We start from the raw sequence: 13,712 nt of genomic DNA, 5'->3' as shown, positions 1-13,712 counted from the left end.
GACGGTCATGATCCGGCACCCCGCGCCCGTACGCACCCGGGTTTCGGCCGTCGCCGCCACCCTGACGAACCGTCCGGCCCGCACGGGGCGCTGGTGCGCGGGGGGCTCAACGTGGTGAAGGGGCGCCCGGAGCGGGCGGCGACCGCCCCGTGAAGACGTCCGTGCTTCCGCATCACCCTCGTTGACCGCTCGTCAGATGGCGAAAACGGGAAGGTAATTGAACGTCTGACGAATCGCTGGTGAGGATTCCGGGAAAGAAGCCGACAAGTCTGTCATGCACATTTCCAACCCGACTGGTCAGCTGGTACCACGGTCGTCGCGGAGATCCTGCTAAAGGGAGGTTCCATGAGACGTTCCCGACTTACGGCCTGTACGGCCGCGTTCACCTCGCTCCTCGTCGCCGCCGGTCTCACCCTGACCGGAGCCGCCGCGGCCCAGGCCGCCCCCGGCGCCGCGGCCACCGGGTACGTAGCGCTGGGGGACTCCTACTCCTCCGGCCTCGGCGCCGGTGCCTACGACGGTGCGAGCGGCTCCTGCAAGCGCACCGCGCGCGCCTACCCGGCGCTGTGGGCCGACGCCAACTCACCCTCCTCGTTCCACTTCACGGCCTGCGCGGGCGCTCGTACGGGTGATGTCCGGACCAAGCAACTCGGCCCCCTCGGGTCCGGCACCGGGCTCGTCAGCATCACGGTCGGCGGCAACGACGCGGGCTTCTCCGACGTCATGAGCACCTGCGTCACCGAATCCGAGAAGTCCTGCCTGGACCGCATCGCCACCGCCCGCCGCTACGTGGACGCCACGCTGCCCGGCCACCTCGACGAGCTCTACGAGGCGATCGCCGACCGGGCCCCCCGGGCCGAGGTCGTCGTCCTCGGCTACCCCCGCTTCTACAAGCTGAGCGGCAGTTGCCTCGCAGGACTCTCCGAGCGGGAGCGCTCCGCCATCAACTCCGCCTCGGACCACCTGAACGGCGCCCTCGCCAAGCGCGCGGCCGACCACGGCTTCACCTTCGCCGGCGTCACCGGACGGTTCGCCGGACACGAGATCTGCTCCGGCGACGCCTGGCTGCACAGCCTCAAGCTGCTCAGCATCAGCGAGTCCTACCACCCCAAGGCCGCCGGGCAGTCCCGCGGTTACCTGCCCGCCCTGAACGCGGCGGCCTGACGGCCCGGTTCCGCCGCGGTGCGCCGCGTTCCCGTCCGCACGGGGCCGCGGCCCACCCGGTCAGCGCAGGGCGAGCACCAGCGCGCCCAGTCCCAGGACGAGCACCCCCACCGAGGCCACCAGGACCAGGGCCGCGCCGCGCCGCTGGCCCCGGGTGGCCGACGCGGTGGTGCCGTGGGACCCCGCTGCGTTCGGCCCCGCGGCGTTCGACGGTCCGGACGCACCGGACCGGTCGTCCCCGGCAGCGGGGCCGTCGGCGCCGGATCCGACCGCGGGCGCGGGGCGGGCGGACGTCCCACCGGGAGCGAGCGGGGCGGACGTTCCGCTGCCCCCCGCCGCGATGTTCCGCAACTCGCGCTCCGCCACCGCGGCCGGTAGCCGCTTGGCCGGGTCCTTGCGCAACAGGCCCCCGATGACGGGCGCCAGCGGGCCCGCGGTCCGGGGCGGGGCCGGCTCCTCGTCGACCACCGCCCGCAGGGTGTCCGGCGCGGTGTCCCGCCGGAACGGCGACCGCCCCTCCACCGCCGTGTACAGCAGCACCCCGAGCGACCACAGGTCCGACTCCGGGCCCGGGTCCCGGCCGAGCACCCGCTCCGGGGCCAGGAACTCCGGCGAGCCGGCGATCCGGCCCGCCCGCGTCAGCGCCGAGGTGTCCTGGGCCGTCGCGGTCCCCACGTCGGACAGCAGCACCCGACCGTCGTTGGCCAACAGGACGTTGGCCGGCTTGACGTCCTGGTGCAGCACCCCTGCGTCGTGCGCGGCCCGCAACGCGCCCACCACCTCGGCGCCGATCTGCGCGGCCCGCTGCGGCGACACCCGCTCCTCGGCGACCAGCACGTCCGACAGGGCCAGTCCCCGGACGAGTTCCATCACGATCCACGGGCGGCGGTCCTCCACCGCCACGTCATGGATGCCGACCACGTTGCGGTGCGAGATCCTGGCCGCCGCCCAGGCCCCCCGTTCCAGCCGGGCGTGGAGCTGCTCGACCTCCGCGGCGGTGAGCCCGGCGGGCGCCCGCACCTCCTTGACGGCGACCTCCCGGCGCAGGGCCTCGTCACGGGCCAACCACACCGTGCCCGTGCCGCCCTCGCCCAGCGGCGACAACAACCGGTAGCGCCCGGCGACCAGGGGCCGTGCGTCGCCGTCCTGCGCGCCCGGGTTCCCCTGTCCTGCGTCGTTCGGTTCCCGGCTCACCGGAGTCCCCCTTCGCAGTGTCCGACGCTCACAAAGTAGCCCAGCCCCAGCCCGTTGCGACCCCCCTGAACTGCCCCGAACGGATTCCCGTCGTCCCGCGCGGCCGGACCCGGACACCGGTGGGACGGGTGCGACCGGTGCGACCGCAGGGGCGGCGCCGAACCCGGTCGGCGCCGCCTCCCGGAAGGCGAGTGCCCCGGGCGGTATACACGAGTGTCAGGCGGGGGAGATAGGGTGAACCTGCCCGGGCCGGGTGCCCTCGTACGGGTGGGGAGACAAAATGGAACCGATGACAGTCCGCAGCAGGGCGCGCGTCCCTGCGATCACCTGCGGGAGCAGCGCGACCAGTTCGCGCCTCGACCGCCATCTCGCCGTGCTGGGTGGCCCCGCCATACCGCAACGGGAGGCGGCCGAGGCGACCTTGCTGATGCGCGAACTGACGACGCGTGCGCCCGCCCACGAGGTCAGCGGGCGTGAGGCCCGCGTGCGACGCGTATCGCTCTTCGCCCCGTTGCGACGGCTGCGCCGCTCGCTCTTCGGCGGTCACTAGGCACCGGCCCGGGCCCGGCGGTCGCGGTCGGAATCCTCCGGCGCGTCCCCGGCACCGCCCTTCCCACGGTGCGCGGCGTCGCTCCCGTGCCCGCCCGGGCCCCCCATGTCACCTTCACGCCCCTTGGGGTGCCGGCGGCGGCTCCGCCGGACCCGCGCTCCTGCGTTCATCGCCACGGAGTGCCGTTCATCCGCACCCGCACCCGCTCGGCGCCACGTCGGCCCCTCCCCAGCCGACCCGGCGGCCCGCGGGCGCGGCCCGGCAGTACCCCGTGGTCACCCGTCCCCACGGTGGTCCGGGGCGTGCGGATCAGAGGAGTGCGTACTGGCCCTCCGGGCCCTCCTCGCGGTGGTCGAGGACGGAGGCGGGGCGGCGGGCCGTGTCCGGTGGCGGCAGCACGCCCGCCCGGCGCAGCTCGTCCGCCGTCAGTCGGGGTCCGAGCGGTTCGGGGCGGCTCGGTCCGCACTCGGCGAGCAGGGCCAGCACGGTGAGGAGTTCCAGCAGCTCGGAGGTCCACGCCTGCGGCCAGGCCGCCGGTCGGACGGCTCCCAGGGAGCCCGGCCGCGGTGCCGGCGCCGTGCGACGGCCGAACCAGGACTCCACCACCCGCACCCCCTGGGCCCTGAAGTGCCACACCTCCGCGGGCACCGGAGAGATCCGCCCGCCGTCCAGGTCCAGGCTCCCGGTGTCCGGGTCGTGGCGCAGGACGGTCGGCCGCTCGGGGAGCGGGGACCGCACGTAGGGGCGGCTGCCGCCGGGGAGCCGCGGTCGGTCGCCGTCGGTGCGGACCATCAGCCGCAGCAGTCGGCGCCCCGTGCCGGTGCCGCGTGCCCACACCTCCGGATCGCAGGTGAGCGGCACCGTGCAGCCGCCCGGCCCCGGGCGGGCGGCGGCGACGATCCACGCCAGGACGTCCAGGGGGTCGACGCGGTGGAGGCCGAGACGGGTGGCGAGCAGGTCCGGCAGCCCGGGGGCGAGGTTGGGCTCGGCTCCGCCCGGTCGCCGGAACAGGGGATGCACCCGGGTGCCGCGGGCCCGCTCGCGGGGCGCGGGGACGGGCGGCGGCACGGCGACCGGCAGCCGTGCCGTGACCAGGAGCGCCGGACCCGGCCCGGCCGCGTCACCCGCTGCTGCCGGGGTGTCGAGGACGAACAGCTGTCGGGCGTCGGCGACCCGCCACAACTCCGGGCGGGCGGCGTCGATCAGCCGGTGGTCGGGGATCAGCCACTGCTCGTCGAAGGGCGCGAGCAGGACGCGCAGCGGCTGCGGGAACGGTCCCGGGGCGTGGGCGAGCCGGGCCGTGCCGGTGGACTGGCCGGGCAGCTGGGCGACCGCGGACCGCGGGGTGCGGGCCCGGCTGGACTCGAACAGCGCCGTCCGGTCCGCGCCCTCCGCCCGGGCCAGGGCCTGCCACCGCGCCCTGAGCGTGGCGGTGTCCGGGGCCACGGGCCAGCCCCGGCCGATCCGGGGGACGGCGACGGACCACGGCATCAGGTCCGCCAACAGCGGTTCCTCGGTGTGCGTCACGACCGGCATGCTAGCCATGGCGGCGTCGGTCAGTCGGGTGGCTGGGCGTCCAGGGTGACGGTGAAGGAGAAGCGGTCGCCCCGGTAGTGGATGACGGCGAGGTCGAGGACCCGACCGTCCTCGTCGTGGGTGACGCCCGTGTAGTGCAGGATCGGGCTGAGCAGCGGGACGTCGAGCAGCCGTGCGGTGTCCGGGTCGGCGAGCCGGGCCTCGACCGTGTCGGTGATCCGGCCGATCCGGGCGCCGACCACGTCCCGCAGCACCTTGGTCATGGGCCAGCGTTCCAGGTCCGCGGGGTCCATCCGCTCGGCCAGCTCCGGCCGGACGTAGTTGCGCGCGTGGTTGGTGGGTTCGCCGGTCGCCTCGTCGGAGCGCAGCCGGTGGTACGTGGCGACCTCGTCCAGGCCCGGGAACCGGTCCGCGTACGCATGGGGGACCGGTATCCGCCCGTGGTCCAACAGACGGGTGGTCATGCCCGACTGCTGGGCCACGATCGCGTCCACCGAGCCCAGCAGACGGACCGGGGCGCCGCGCCGCGCGGCCGGCTCGATGAAGGTGCCCCGCCGCCGGTGGCGGCTGATCAGGCCCTCGTCCTCCAACTCCTTGAGGGCCTGCCGCATGGTCAGCACGCTGACCCCGTAGTGCCCGGCGAGGCGTTCCTCGGTGGGCAGCCGCAGCGGGGCGTCCGGCGCCCGCCCCAGTATCGAGGCGCGCAGGGACTGTGACACCTGGTACCAGAGCGGCAGCTTGCGATTCAGGACGATCGAGTCCGGGGCAAAAGCGGTCACGACTTCTCCGAATCGGGTTCCGGTGCGGTGGCCCACGAGGACACGGGGGTCGTTCGGGGGGCGGTCGCCCGCGGTGCGCTAGGGGTTCCTGAAATGGCGCTCCAGACCATGCCACACATCGTCGTACCCGCGCTGGAGGTGGTCCGCACCGGCGGCGAGGGCGGTGGTGACCACGGGCCACCGGGTCTCGAACATGAACGCCAGACCGTCGTCGATGCGTTGGGGCACCAAGGCGGCGGCGCTCGCCCGGTCGAAGGTCTCCCGGTCCGGCCCGTGCGCCGACATCATGTTGTGCAGGGAACCGCCGCCCGCCACGAACCCGCCCTCGCCGCCGGCCTTGGCGTCGTAGGCGCCCTCGATCAGGCCCATGTACTCGCTCATCACGTTGCGGTGGAAGTACGGCGGCCGGAAGGTGTCCTCGCCCACCAGCCAACGGGGCGCGAACACCACGAAGTCCACCGCCGCGAGCCCCGGGGTGTCGGACGGCGAGGTGAGCACCGTGAAGATCGACGGGTCCGGGTGGTCGTAGCTGAGGGAGCCGATCACGTTGAAGGTGCGCAGGTCGTAGACGTACGGGGTGTGGGTGCCGTGCCAGGCGACCACGTCCAGCGGGGAGTGGTCGTAGGTGGCGGTCCACAGGTTGCCGCAGAACTTGTTCACCACCTCGACCGGGCCCTCGACGTCCTCGTAGGCGGCGACCGGCGCCCGGAAGTCGCGCGCGTTGGCCAGGCCGTTGGCGCCGATCGGGCCGCGTTCGGGCAGCTGGAAGGGGCGGCCGTAGTTCTCGCAGACGTACCCGCGCGCGGCGGGGCCGTCCCCGTCGGGCGCCGGGTCCAGCAGCTCGACCCGGAAACGGACGCCCCGCGGGACCAGCGCGACCTCGCCGGGGCGGGCGGCGAGCAGCCCGAGTTCGGTGCGCAGCAGCAGACCGCCGCGCTCGGGCACGATCAGCAACTCGCCGTCCGAGTCGCTGAACACCCGTTCCTCCATGGAGGTGTTGGCGTGGTACAGGTGCACCGCCATGCCGGTGCGGCTCGCGGCGTCGCCGTTGCCGCCGAGGGTCCACAGGCCGGCCAGGAAGTCCGTTCCGGCCGGCGGTGCGGGCAGGGGGTCCCAGCGCAGCCGGTTGGGGTCGGGGACCGTCTCGGTGAAGGGCGCCGTGCGCAGCGCGCCGTTGTCGACCCGGGTGAACGCGGGGTGGGCGGCGGACGGGCGGATCCGGTACAGCCAGGTGCGCCGGTTGTCCGCGCGGGGTTCGGTGAAGGCGCTCCCGCTCAGTTGTTCCGCGTACAGCCCGAGCGGGCCGCGCTGCGGTGAGTTGCGGCCCAGCGGCAGGGCGCCGGCGACCGCCTCGCTGCTGTGTTCGTTACCGAATCCGGTCGCGTAGGTCAGGCTCTCGGCGGTCTTCCGGGCGGTGTCACCGCTCATCGGCGCTCCCTCGTAGCTATTCCTATGCATCACCGTAGGATTCGGTTCCCCGTGGCGCAAGGGCGAAGGGGCGCCGGGTCGCGCACCGGCCGGAGCGGGTCGGTCAAAGGGCCGGTCAAAGGGTCGGTCAAAGGGTCGGTCGGAGGGGTCGGGGAGGGCAGGTCGATCGGCGGGGGCCGGTCGGCGGGGGCGGCCCGGGGCGCGCACCCTGTCCGATCCCGCCGGCGGCGCGTCGCCTAGGCTCGGGTGCCATGGCGTCACCTCAGCAACCGGTCCCCATCCGCGTGCGCGCGCGCCGGGGCGCGTGCGCGCTCGTCCTCTGCTGCGCCCTGGTCGCCGCCGCGGCCTGCGACGGCGGAACCTCCTCCCGGGGCGGCGACGAGCACTCCTTGACCCCGTCCCCGGTGGGGGAACTCCTCTCCACGAGCGACGCGACCGGGGATCAACTCCGGGAGGTGGACCGGGAGGGCGCCCCCGACGTGCGGATCGCCGTCCGGCCGGGCGCCGCCGAGAACTGGGACGTCCGGCTCACCGTCACCAACTTCCGCTTCAGCGCGGAGCGCAGCGGCACCGACGGCGCCGCGACGACGGGCCGCGGGTACGCCGTCCTCTACCTGGAGGGCCGCCGACTGGCCCGACTGCACCAACCCCGGTACCGGTTGTCCGCCGCCTCCCTGGGGCGCGGCACGCACGAGTTGACCGTCCGGTTGCACGCGGACGACGGCACGGTGTGGGCCGTGGACGGGCAGGCCGTCGAGGACGTCGCCCGGGTGACCCTCGCACCGCGCAAGGACGCTCCCGCCGGCTGAGCGCCCCCCGCCCGGACCGCCCGTCCGCTGCCTGTCGACTGCATGTCCGCGTACGGCTCACCGCTCACCCTGGGTCGCCTGATGCCTCGTCAACTATGCCTAGCCATGGGGCACTTGTGCCATCCGTGAGGATGCCGGGAAGGGTGTGGCGTGACCTCCCCATGGTCCATACCAGTCGGTATGCTCAAGGGGATCGCTTCCGTGTCGAGTGCCGTCACGCACCGTGGAGTCCCGATGCCCCCAGCGCCCTCTGCGCCCTCAACACCCTCCGCCTCCTCCCCGTCCGGCACCACCCGGACCGCCCTGCGCGTCTGCCCCCTCTGCGAAGCGACCTGCGGGCTCGCCCTGACCATCGAGGGCACCGCCGTCACCCGGGCGTGCGGGGACCGTGACGACGTCTTCAGCCACGGCTTCATCTGTCCGAAGGGCGCCCTGTTCGGCAGCGTCGACGGCGACCCCGACCGGCTCACCCGGCCGCTGCTGCGCCGCCGCGGACGACTGACGGAAACCGACTGGGACGAGGCGTTCGACGCCGTCGCCGCCGGTCTGCGGCCGGTCATCGAGACCTACGGGCCCAACGCGGTCGGCGTGGTCCTCGGCAACCCCAACGTCCACACCGTCGCGGGCGTCCTGTACCCGCCGCTGCTGGTCAACGGCATCGGGACCCGCAGCCTGTTCACGGCCACCACGCTCGACCAGATGCCCAAACACGTCTCCAGCGGACTCCTCTACGGCGACGCCCACGCGATCCCCGTGCCGGACCTCGACCGCACCGACCACCTGCTGCTCCTGGGCGCCGACCCCGTCGAGTCCAACGGGAGCCTGTGCACCGCGCCCGACTTCCCCGGCCGCCTGGCAGCGCTACGGGCCCGCGGCGGCACCCTCACCGTGATCGACCCGCGCCGCACCAGCACCGCACGGCTCGCCGACCGGCACGTCGCCATCCGCCCGGGCGCCGACGCCCTGCTGCTCGCCGCCATGGTGAACGTCCTGTTCGCCGAGGACCGGGTGCGCCTGCGTGACCTCGCCCCCCATGTCGCCCAGGTGCCCGAACTGCGCCGCGCACTGGTGGAGTTCACCCCCGAAGCGGTCAGCGACGCCTGCGACGTACCGGCCGGGACGATCCGTGACCTGGCCCGCGAGCTGGCCGAGGCGCCGACCGCCGCCGTGTATGGCCGGATCGGCAGCAGCACCGATCTCTTCGGCACCCTCGCCAGCTGGCTGGTCGACGTCCTCAACATCCTGACCGGCAACCTCGACCGCCCCGGCGGCGTGCTCTTCCCGCAGTCCGCCACCGACCGGCCGCCGCGCCCCGCCGGACCCGGCAGCGGCTTCACCCTCGGCCGGTGGCGCAGCCGGGTCAGCGGCCATCCCGAGGTCAAGGGGGAGCTGCCGTTCGCCGCGCTCTCCGAGGAGATCGACACCCCCGGGGCGGGCGTGCCCGGCGGCCTCGGCGGCGGCCCCCTGCGGGCCCTGGTCACCAGTGCCACCAACCCCGTCCTCTCGGCCCCCGACGGCGACCGCCTCGACCGGGCGCTGGCCGGACTCGACTTCATGGTCAGCGTCGACCCGTACCTGAACGAGACCACCCGCCACGCCCATGTCGTCCTGCCCCCGCCCCGGCCCTCCCGCACCCCGCACTACGACTTCGCCTTCAACATGCTGGCCGTGCGCAACCAGGCCCGCTACAGCCGCCCCGCGGTCCCGCTGGACCCCGGGGCGATGGCCGAGACCGAGATCCACGCCCGGCTGGTCCTGGCCGCCACCGGACGGCACGGCGCCGACCCCTCGGACGTGGACGCCTGCGTCGTCGACAGCGCCCTCGTCCAGGCCGTCGCCGACCCCTTCGGACCCGTCCACGGCCGTGACCCGCACGCCCTCGCCGCCGAACTGGACGGCGAGGGCGGGGCCGAACGGCGCCTCGACCTGATGCTGCGCCTCGGCCCCTACGGGGACGGCTTCGGCGCCCGCCCCGGCGGCCTCACCCTGCGCCGGCTCCTCGACGCGCCGCACGGCGTCGACCTGGGCCCGCTGCGCCCCCGACTGCCGCAGCCGCTCGCCACCCGCAGCGGACGCGTCGAGCTGTTGCCGCCCCCGATCGCCGCCGACCTGACCCGGCTCGCCCTGGCCCGGCACGACCGACCGGGCGGTCTCGTGCTCGTCGGCCGGCGCCACCTGCGCTCCGGCAACAGCTGGCTGCACAACGTCCCCGGGTTCGGCGGCGGCTCGCAGAGCTGCACCCTGCACGTGCACCCCGAGGACGCCCGGCGGCTCGGCCTCGCCGACGGGGTCCGGGTCCGGGTCCGGGGCTCCGGGGGAGAGGTCGCCGCCCAGGTGGAGATCACCGACTCGGTCCGCCCCGGAGTGGTCAGCCTGCCGCGCGGTTGGGGCCACGACCGCACGGGCACCCGGTTGCGGGTGGCCCCCGCGCTGCCCGGCGTCAACGTCAACCAACTCCTCGACGGGAGCCTGCTCGACCCCCTGTCCGGAACCGCCGTGCTCAACGCCGTTCCCGTGCGTCTCACCGCCATCTGTACATGACCGGGACTTTCGCGCATATTGCTCTCATGTCAACATCTTGTTAACGCATTCCCCCGCGACCTAACGTCACGCTGACCGCAGGCCCTGGTGAGAGAGCCACACGGTTCAAGGACGAACGTTAGGTAATCCACTCATGCTGACCATCCTCGGCTTTGCCATGATCGCGACCTTCCTGGTCCTGATCATGATGAAGAAGGTCTCGCCGATCGCGGCGCTGGTCCTCATCCCCGCTCTGTTCTGCGTACTGGTGGGGCAGGGGGCGAACCTCGGCGACTACGTCATCGACGGCATCGGCGACCTCGCGCCCACCGCCGCGATGCTGATGTTCGCCATCGTGTACTTCGGCGTGATGATCGACGTCGGCCTCTTCGACCCGATCGTCCGGGTGATCCTGAGGTTCGCCAAGGCGGACCCCCTGCGGATCGTCGTCGGCACGGCCGCGCTCGCCGCGATCGTCTCCCTGGACGGCGACGGCTCCACCACCTTCATGATCACCGTCTCGGCGATGTACCCGCTGTACAAGCGGCTGAAGATGAGCCTGGTCGTGCTGACCGGCATCGCCGCCACCGCCAACGGCGTCATGAACACCCTGCCCTGGGGCGGTCCCACCGCCCGCGCGGCGACGGCCCTCAAGCTCGACGCGAGCGAGATCTTCGTCCCGATGATCCCGGCCCTCGCGGTCGGCCTGCTCGGCGTCTTCGCCCTCGCCTACGTCCTCGGCCGCCGCGAGCGCAAGCGCCTCGGGTACCTCTCCCTCGACGAGGTCATCGAGGCCGAGGCCGGCTCCGCCGACGAGAAGGTCCTGGTCGGCGCCGGCGGCACCGGCAAGGCCGGCTCCGGCACCACCCGCTCCGGCGGCACCAGCGGCACCGGTACGGGTGGCGGCACCGACCAGGTCGACCCGGACAAGAAGGCCGGCGAGGCCGAGGAAGCCGGCGAGGCCGAGGAGGAGCACGAGGGCTTCCACGTGCTCGACCCGAACCGGCCCACCCTGCGCCCCAAGCTGTACTGGTTCAACGCCGGTCTGACGATCCTCCTGCTGACCGCCATGATCATGGAGCTGCTGCCGATACCGGTGCTCTTCATGCTCGGTGCCGCCCTGGCCCTGACGGTGAACTTCCCGCACATGCCGGACCAGAAGGCCCGGATCGCCGCGCACTCCGAGAACGTGCTCAACGTCGCCGGCATGGTCTTCGCCGCCGCCGTCTTCACCGGCGTCCTCCAGGGCACCGGCATGGTCGACGACATGGCCAAGGCCGTCGTCTCGGCCATCCCCGACTGGATGGGCCCGCACATGGCCCTGGTCACCGGCTTCCTGTCGCTCCCGTTCACGTACTTCATGTCCAACGACGGGTTCTACTTCGGCATCCTCCCGGTCCTCGCCGAAGCGGGCGCGGCGCACGGAGTGCCCCCGCTGGAGATCGCCCGCGCCTCCCTCGTCGGCCAGCCGCTGCACATGTCGAGCCCCCTGGTGCCCGCGGTGTACGTGCTCGTGGGCATGGCGAAGGTCGAGTTCGGCGACCACACCCGGTTCACCGTGAAGTGGGCCGCGCTCACCTCGCTGGTGGTGCTCGGCGCCGGGTTCGTGTTCGGCATCATCTGAGCCGGCGGCGGGCGGTCGCCGGGGGGTCCTGCCACCCCCGGCGACCGCCCGCCGCCCCTGTTCGTGGCCCGCCCGACGGCGGTGGGCACCGCGCCTGGAGGCACCTTGCACATACCCACCGGTACGTCCGGCGGACCGCAGCGGCACTGGCTGCTGCGCCTCGTCATCGCCTTCGCCTTCGCCCAGGCGGCGGTGTCGATGGCCCGGCCCGCCGTGTCGTACCGTGCGCTGGCCCTCGGCGCCGACGAACGCGCCGTCGGCGTCATCGCCGGTGTCTACGCCCTCCTCCCGCTGTTCGCCGCCGTCCCCCTCGGCCGCCGCACCGACCACGGCCGCTGCGCCCCCCTGCTGCCCGCCGGGGTGGTCCTCATCGCCGCGGGGTGCGCACTCAGCGGCACGGCCGACTCCCTGACCGCGATCGCCGCCTGGAGCGCGGTCATGGGACTCGGCCACCTGTGCTTCGTGATCGGCGCCCAATCGCTGGTCGCCCGGCAGTCGGCGCCCGAGGACCAGGACCGCAACTTCGGGCACTTCACCATCGGGGCCTCCCTCGGCCAGCTGATCGGCCCGATCGGCGCGGGGCTCGTCGTCTCCGGCCAGGGCGCCGAACTGGCCCGGACCAGCGCCCTCGCCCTCCTCGTGGCGGCGATCACCGGAGCCGTCGGCCTCAGCTCCCTGTGGCGGGTGGAACACCGGGCGCCCGCCGGGCCGGCCCCCGCGCGCAGCGCTCCGGTCCCCGTCCACCGCATCCTGCGGACCAGGGGAGTGCCCGGCGGCATCGTCATCAGCCTGGCCGTGCTGTCGGCCACCGACGTGCTCACCGCCTTCCTCCCCGTCGTCGGTGAAGAACGGGGGATCAGCCCGCTGGTCGTCGGACTCCTGCTCAGCCTGCGGGCCGCGGCGACGATCGCCTGCCGACTGGTGATCACGCCGATGATCCGGATCGTCGGCCGGACCACCCTGCTGGTGACGAGCTGTCTGCTGGCGGGCGTCCTGTGCGCGGGCGTGGCGCTGCCCGTTCCGGTGTGGGGGCTCGCCCTGATGCTCGCCCTGCTCGGCTTCTGCCTCGGGGTCGGCCAGCCCCTGTCGATGACCACCGTCGTCCAGGCCGCCCCGCCCGAAGCCCGCTCCACCGCACTCGCCCTGCGACTCACCGGCAACCGGCTGGGCCAGGTCGCCGCGCCGGCCGCCGCGGGCCTGGTGGCCGGGGTCGCGGGGACGGCGGCCCCGTTCGTCCTCCTCGGCGTCCTGCTGTTCGCTTCGGGGGGCCTGGCCCTGCCGCCGCGCGGCAAGCCAGGACCGGGGCCCGGTCGCTAGCCCTCCTGCACCCGTACCCGCACCTGCGGCGGCACGGCGAACCGGAGGGCCAGCCCGTCCAGCAGGGCGGCCAAACCCGCCTCGAAGGCCCGGTCGTCGACCGACCGCTGCCGCTCCGCGAGCAGACGGGCCTGCCCGGGCCGCGGGTGGGCCGCCGGGTCGTAGGCGTCCTCCGTCGGGGAGTCGACGAACCCGCCGGCGAACGAGCCGAGGGCCGCCCCCATGACGAAGTACCGCATCGACGCCCCGACGGAGGACGCCTGCACGGGGGGCCACCCCGCGTCCACCAGCGCGCCGAACACCACGTCCGCGAGGCGCAGCGCGGCGGGCCGCCGGCCGGGGCCCCGCGCGAGCAGCGGTACGACGTGCGGATGGGCGCTGAGCGCCCGCCGGTACGACACCGCCCAGTCGTGCAGGGCGGTGCGCCAGTCCCGGTCGTCCTCGAACATCGACAGGTCGACCTGTGCGCTCACCGAGTCCACCACCGCGTCCAGGATCTCGTCCTTGGTCCGGAAGTGGTTGTACAGCGAGGGGCCGCTCACCCCCAGCTCCGCGGCGAGCCGACGCGTCGACAGGGCCGCCAACCCCTCCGCGTCCACCAGGCCGAGGGCCGTCTCGACGATGCGGTCCTTGCTGAGGAGGGGTCTGCGGGGTCTGCCCATGCGCCACATCGTAGAGCCGCGGCCGCGTCCCGGCGCTCACCCGGCGCGGGTGCACGAGGGCAGGCCGGGGCGGGTGCTGAGTACGGATCTGAGTAGCCGTACGGAGGTGGTCCCGGCCACCCGGGGCGA

Annotated in this window: 11 protein-coding genes; 6 read left to right on the top strand and 5 right to left on the bottom strand. The window is 74.0% G+C overall.

Translation table 11 applies throughout. The features are described 5' to 3' along the window. The first annotated feature begins 345 nt into the window (after positions 1 to 345). Positions 346 to 1,164: an SGNH/GDSL hydrolase family protein gene (locus tag ACFYOU_RS26735; protein ID WP_389771564.1), complete on the top strand. Its 819-nt coding sequence runs from the start codon at positions 346 to 348 to the stop codon at positions 1,162 to 1,164. 60 nt (positions 1,165 to 1,224) lie between these two features. Here ACFYOU_RS26735 and ACFYOU_RS26730 read toward each other — a convergent pair whose 3' ends face one another. After that, positions 1,225 to 2,358 (bottom strand): protein kinase, encoded by a 1,134-nt coding sequence (locus ACFYOU_RS26730; RefSeq protein WP_391309048.1) that lies wholly within the window; start codon positions 2,356 to 2,358, stop codon positions 1,225 to 1,227. 280 nt (positions 2,359 to 2,638) lie between these two features. Between ACFYOU_RS26730 and ACFYOU_RS26725 the strand changes: the two genes are divergently transcribed. Next, positions 2,639 to 2,908: a hypothetical protein gene (locus ACFYOU_RS26725; protein WP_385495159.1), complete on the top strand. Its 270-nt coding sequence runs from the start codon at positions 2,639 to 2,641 to the stop codon at positions 2,906 to 2,908. A 309-nt stretch (positions 2,909 to 3,217) separates the two neighbouring features. Here the strand turns inward: ACFYOU_RS26725 and ACFYOU_RS26720 are convergent, their stop codons facing one another. The 3 genes from ACFYOU_RS26720 to hmgA form a co-directional block, all read right to left on the bottom strand. Beyond that, on the bottom strand, positions 3,218 to 4,444 hold the full coding sequence (locus ACFYOU_RS26720; RefSeq protein WP_391309153.1) for a type ISP restriction/modification enzyme: 1,227 nt from the start codon (positions 4,442 to 4,444) through the stop codon (positions 3,218 to 3,220). A gap of 20 nt (positions 4,445 to 4,464) precedes the next feature. Continuing rightward, positions 4,465 to 5,223 carry a UTRA domain-containing protein gene (locus tag ACFYOU_RS26715; RefSeq protein WP_391309047.1) on the bottom strand — a complete coding sequence of 253 codons (759 nt, stop codon included), beginning with the start codon at positions 5,221 to 5,223 and terminating at the stop codon, positions 4,465 to 4,467. A gap of 78 nt (positions 5,224 to 5,301) precedes the next feature. Further along, a complete protein-coding gene (hmgA, locus tag ACFYOU_RS26710; RefSeq protein ID WP_391309045.1) occupies positions 5,302 to 6,651 on the bottom strand; it encodes a homogentisate 1,2-dioxygenase in 1,350 nt (449 codons plus the stop codon). A 251-nt stretch (positions 6,652 to 6,902) separates the two neighbouring features. Here hmgA and ACFYOU_RS26705 point away from each other — a divergent pair, with 251 nt between their 5' ends. The 4 genes from ACFYOU_RS26705 to ACFYOU_RS26690 all read left to right on the top strand — a co-directional run bounded on the left by ACFYOU_RS26705 (position 6,903) and on the right by ACFYOU_RS26690 (position 12,921). Beyond that, positions 6,903 to 7,460, top strand: coding sequence for a hypothetical protein (locus ACFYOU_RS26705; protein ID WP_391309043.1), 558 nt, complete (start codon positions 6,903 to 6,905; stop codon positions 7,458 to 7,460). 234 nt (positions 7,461 to 7,694) lie between these two features. Further along, entirely contained in the window at positions 7,695 to 10,001 is a 2,307-nt protein-coding gene (locus ACFYOU_RS26700) for a molybdopterin dinucleotide binding domain-containing protein (protein ID WP_391309042.1), read from the top strand. A gap of 133 nt (positions 10,002 to 10,134) precedes the next feature. Further along, complete coding sequence (locus tag ACFYOU_RS26695; protein ID WP_389771581.1) at positions 10,135 to 11,604, top strand: CitMHS family transporter; 1,470 nt, start codon at positions 10,135 to 10,137, stop codon at positions 11,602 to 11,604. Positions 11,605 to 11,709: 105 nt separating this feature from the next. After that, complete coding sequence (locus tag ACFYOU_RS26690; protein ID WP_391309040.1) at positions 11,710 to 12,921, top strand: MFS transporter; 1,212 nt, start codon at positions 11,710 to 11,712, stop codon at positions 12,919 to 12,921. Here the strand turns inward: ACFYOU_RS26690 and ACFYOU_RS26685 are convergent. After that, entirely contained in the window at positions 12,918 to 13,583 is a 666-nt protein-coding gene (locus ACFYOU_RS26685) for a TetR family transcriptional regulator (RefSeq protein ID WP_391309039.1), read from the bottom strand. The two genes, ACFYOU_RS26690 and ACFYOU_RS26685, sit on opposite strands and share 4 nt — an antisense overlap. Between the last annotated feature and the right edge of the window lie 129 nt (positions 13,584 to 13,712).

This window comes from Streptomyces sp. NPDC005955 (assembly GCF_042871255.1).
In the GTDB taxonomy this organism is placed as follows: domain Bacteria; phylum Actinomycetota; class Actinomycetes; order Streptomycetales; family Streptomycetaceae; genus Streptomyces.
Note: the sequence above shows the minus strand (reverse complement) of the source record. Positions and strands in the feature narration are given on the sequence as shown.

What these genes read in the sequence shown, in the direction of transcription:
- ACFYOU_RS26705 (WP_391309043.1), top strand. Translation starts at nt 6,903, where the DNA reads ATGGCGTCACCTCAGCAACCGGTCCCCATCCGCGTGCGCGCGCGCCGG.
- ACFYOU_RS26695 (WP_389771581.1), top strand. Translation starts at nt 10,135, where the DNA reads ATGCTGACCATCCTCGGCTTTGCCATGATCGCGACCTTCCTGGTCCTG.
- ACFYOU_RS26725 (WP_385495159.1), top strand. Translation starts at nt 2,639, where the DNA reads ATGGAACCGATGACAGTCCGCAGCAGGGCGCGCGTCCCTGCGATCACC.
- ACFYOU_RS26685 (WP_391309039.1), bottom strand. Translation starts at nt 13,583, where the DNA reads ATGGGCAGACCCCGCAGACCCCTCCTCAGCAAGGACCGCATCGTCGAG.
- ACFYOU_RS26720 (WP_391309153.1), bottom strand. Translation starts at nt 4,444, where the DNA reads ATGCCGGTCGTGACGCACACCGAGGAACCGCTGTTGGCGGACCTGATG.
- ACFYOU_RS26735 (WP_389771564.1), top strand. Translation starts at nt 346, where the DNA reads ATGAGACGTTCCCGACTTACGGCCTGTACGGCCGCGTTCACCTCGCTC.
- hmgA (WP_391309045.1), bottom strand. Translation starts at nt 6,651, where the DNA reads ATGAGCGGTGACACCGCCCGGAAGACCGCCGAGAGCCTGACCTACGCG.
- ACFYOU_RS26700 (WP_391309042.1), top strand. Translation starts at nt 7,695, where the DNA reads ATGCCCCCAGCGCCCTCTGCGCCCTCAACACCCTCCGCCTCCTCCCCG.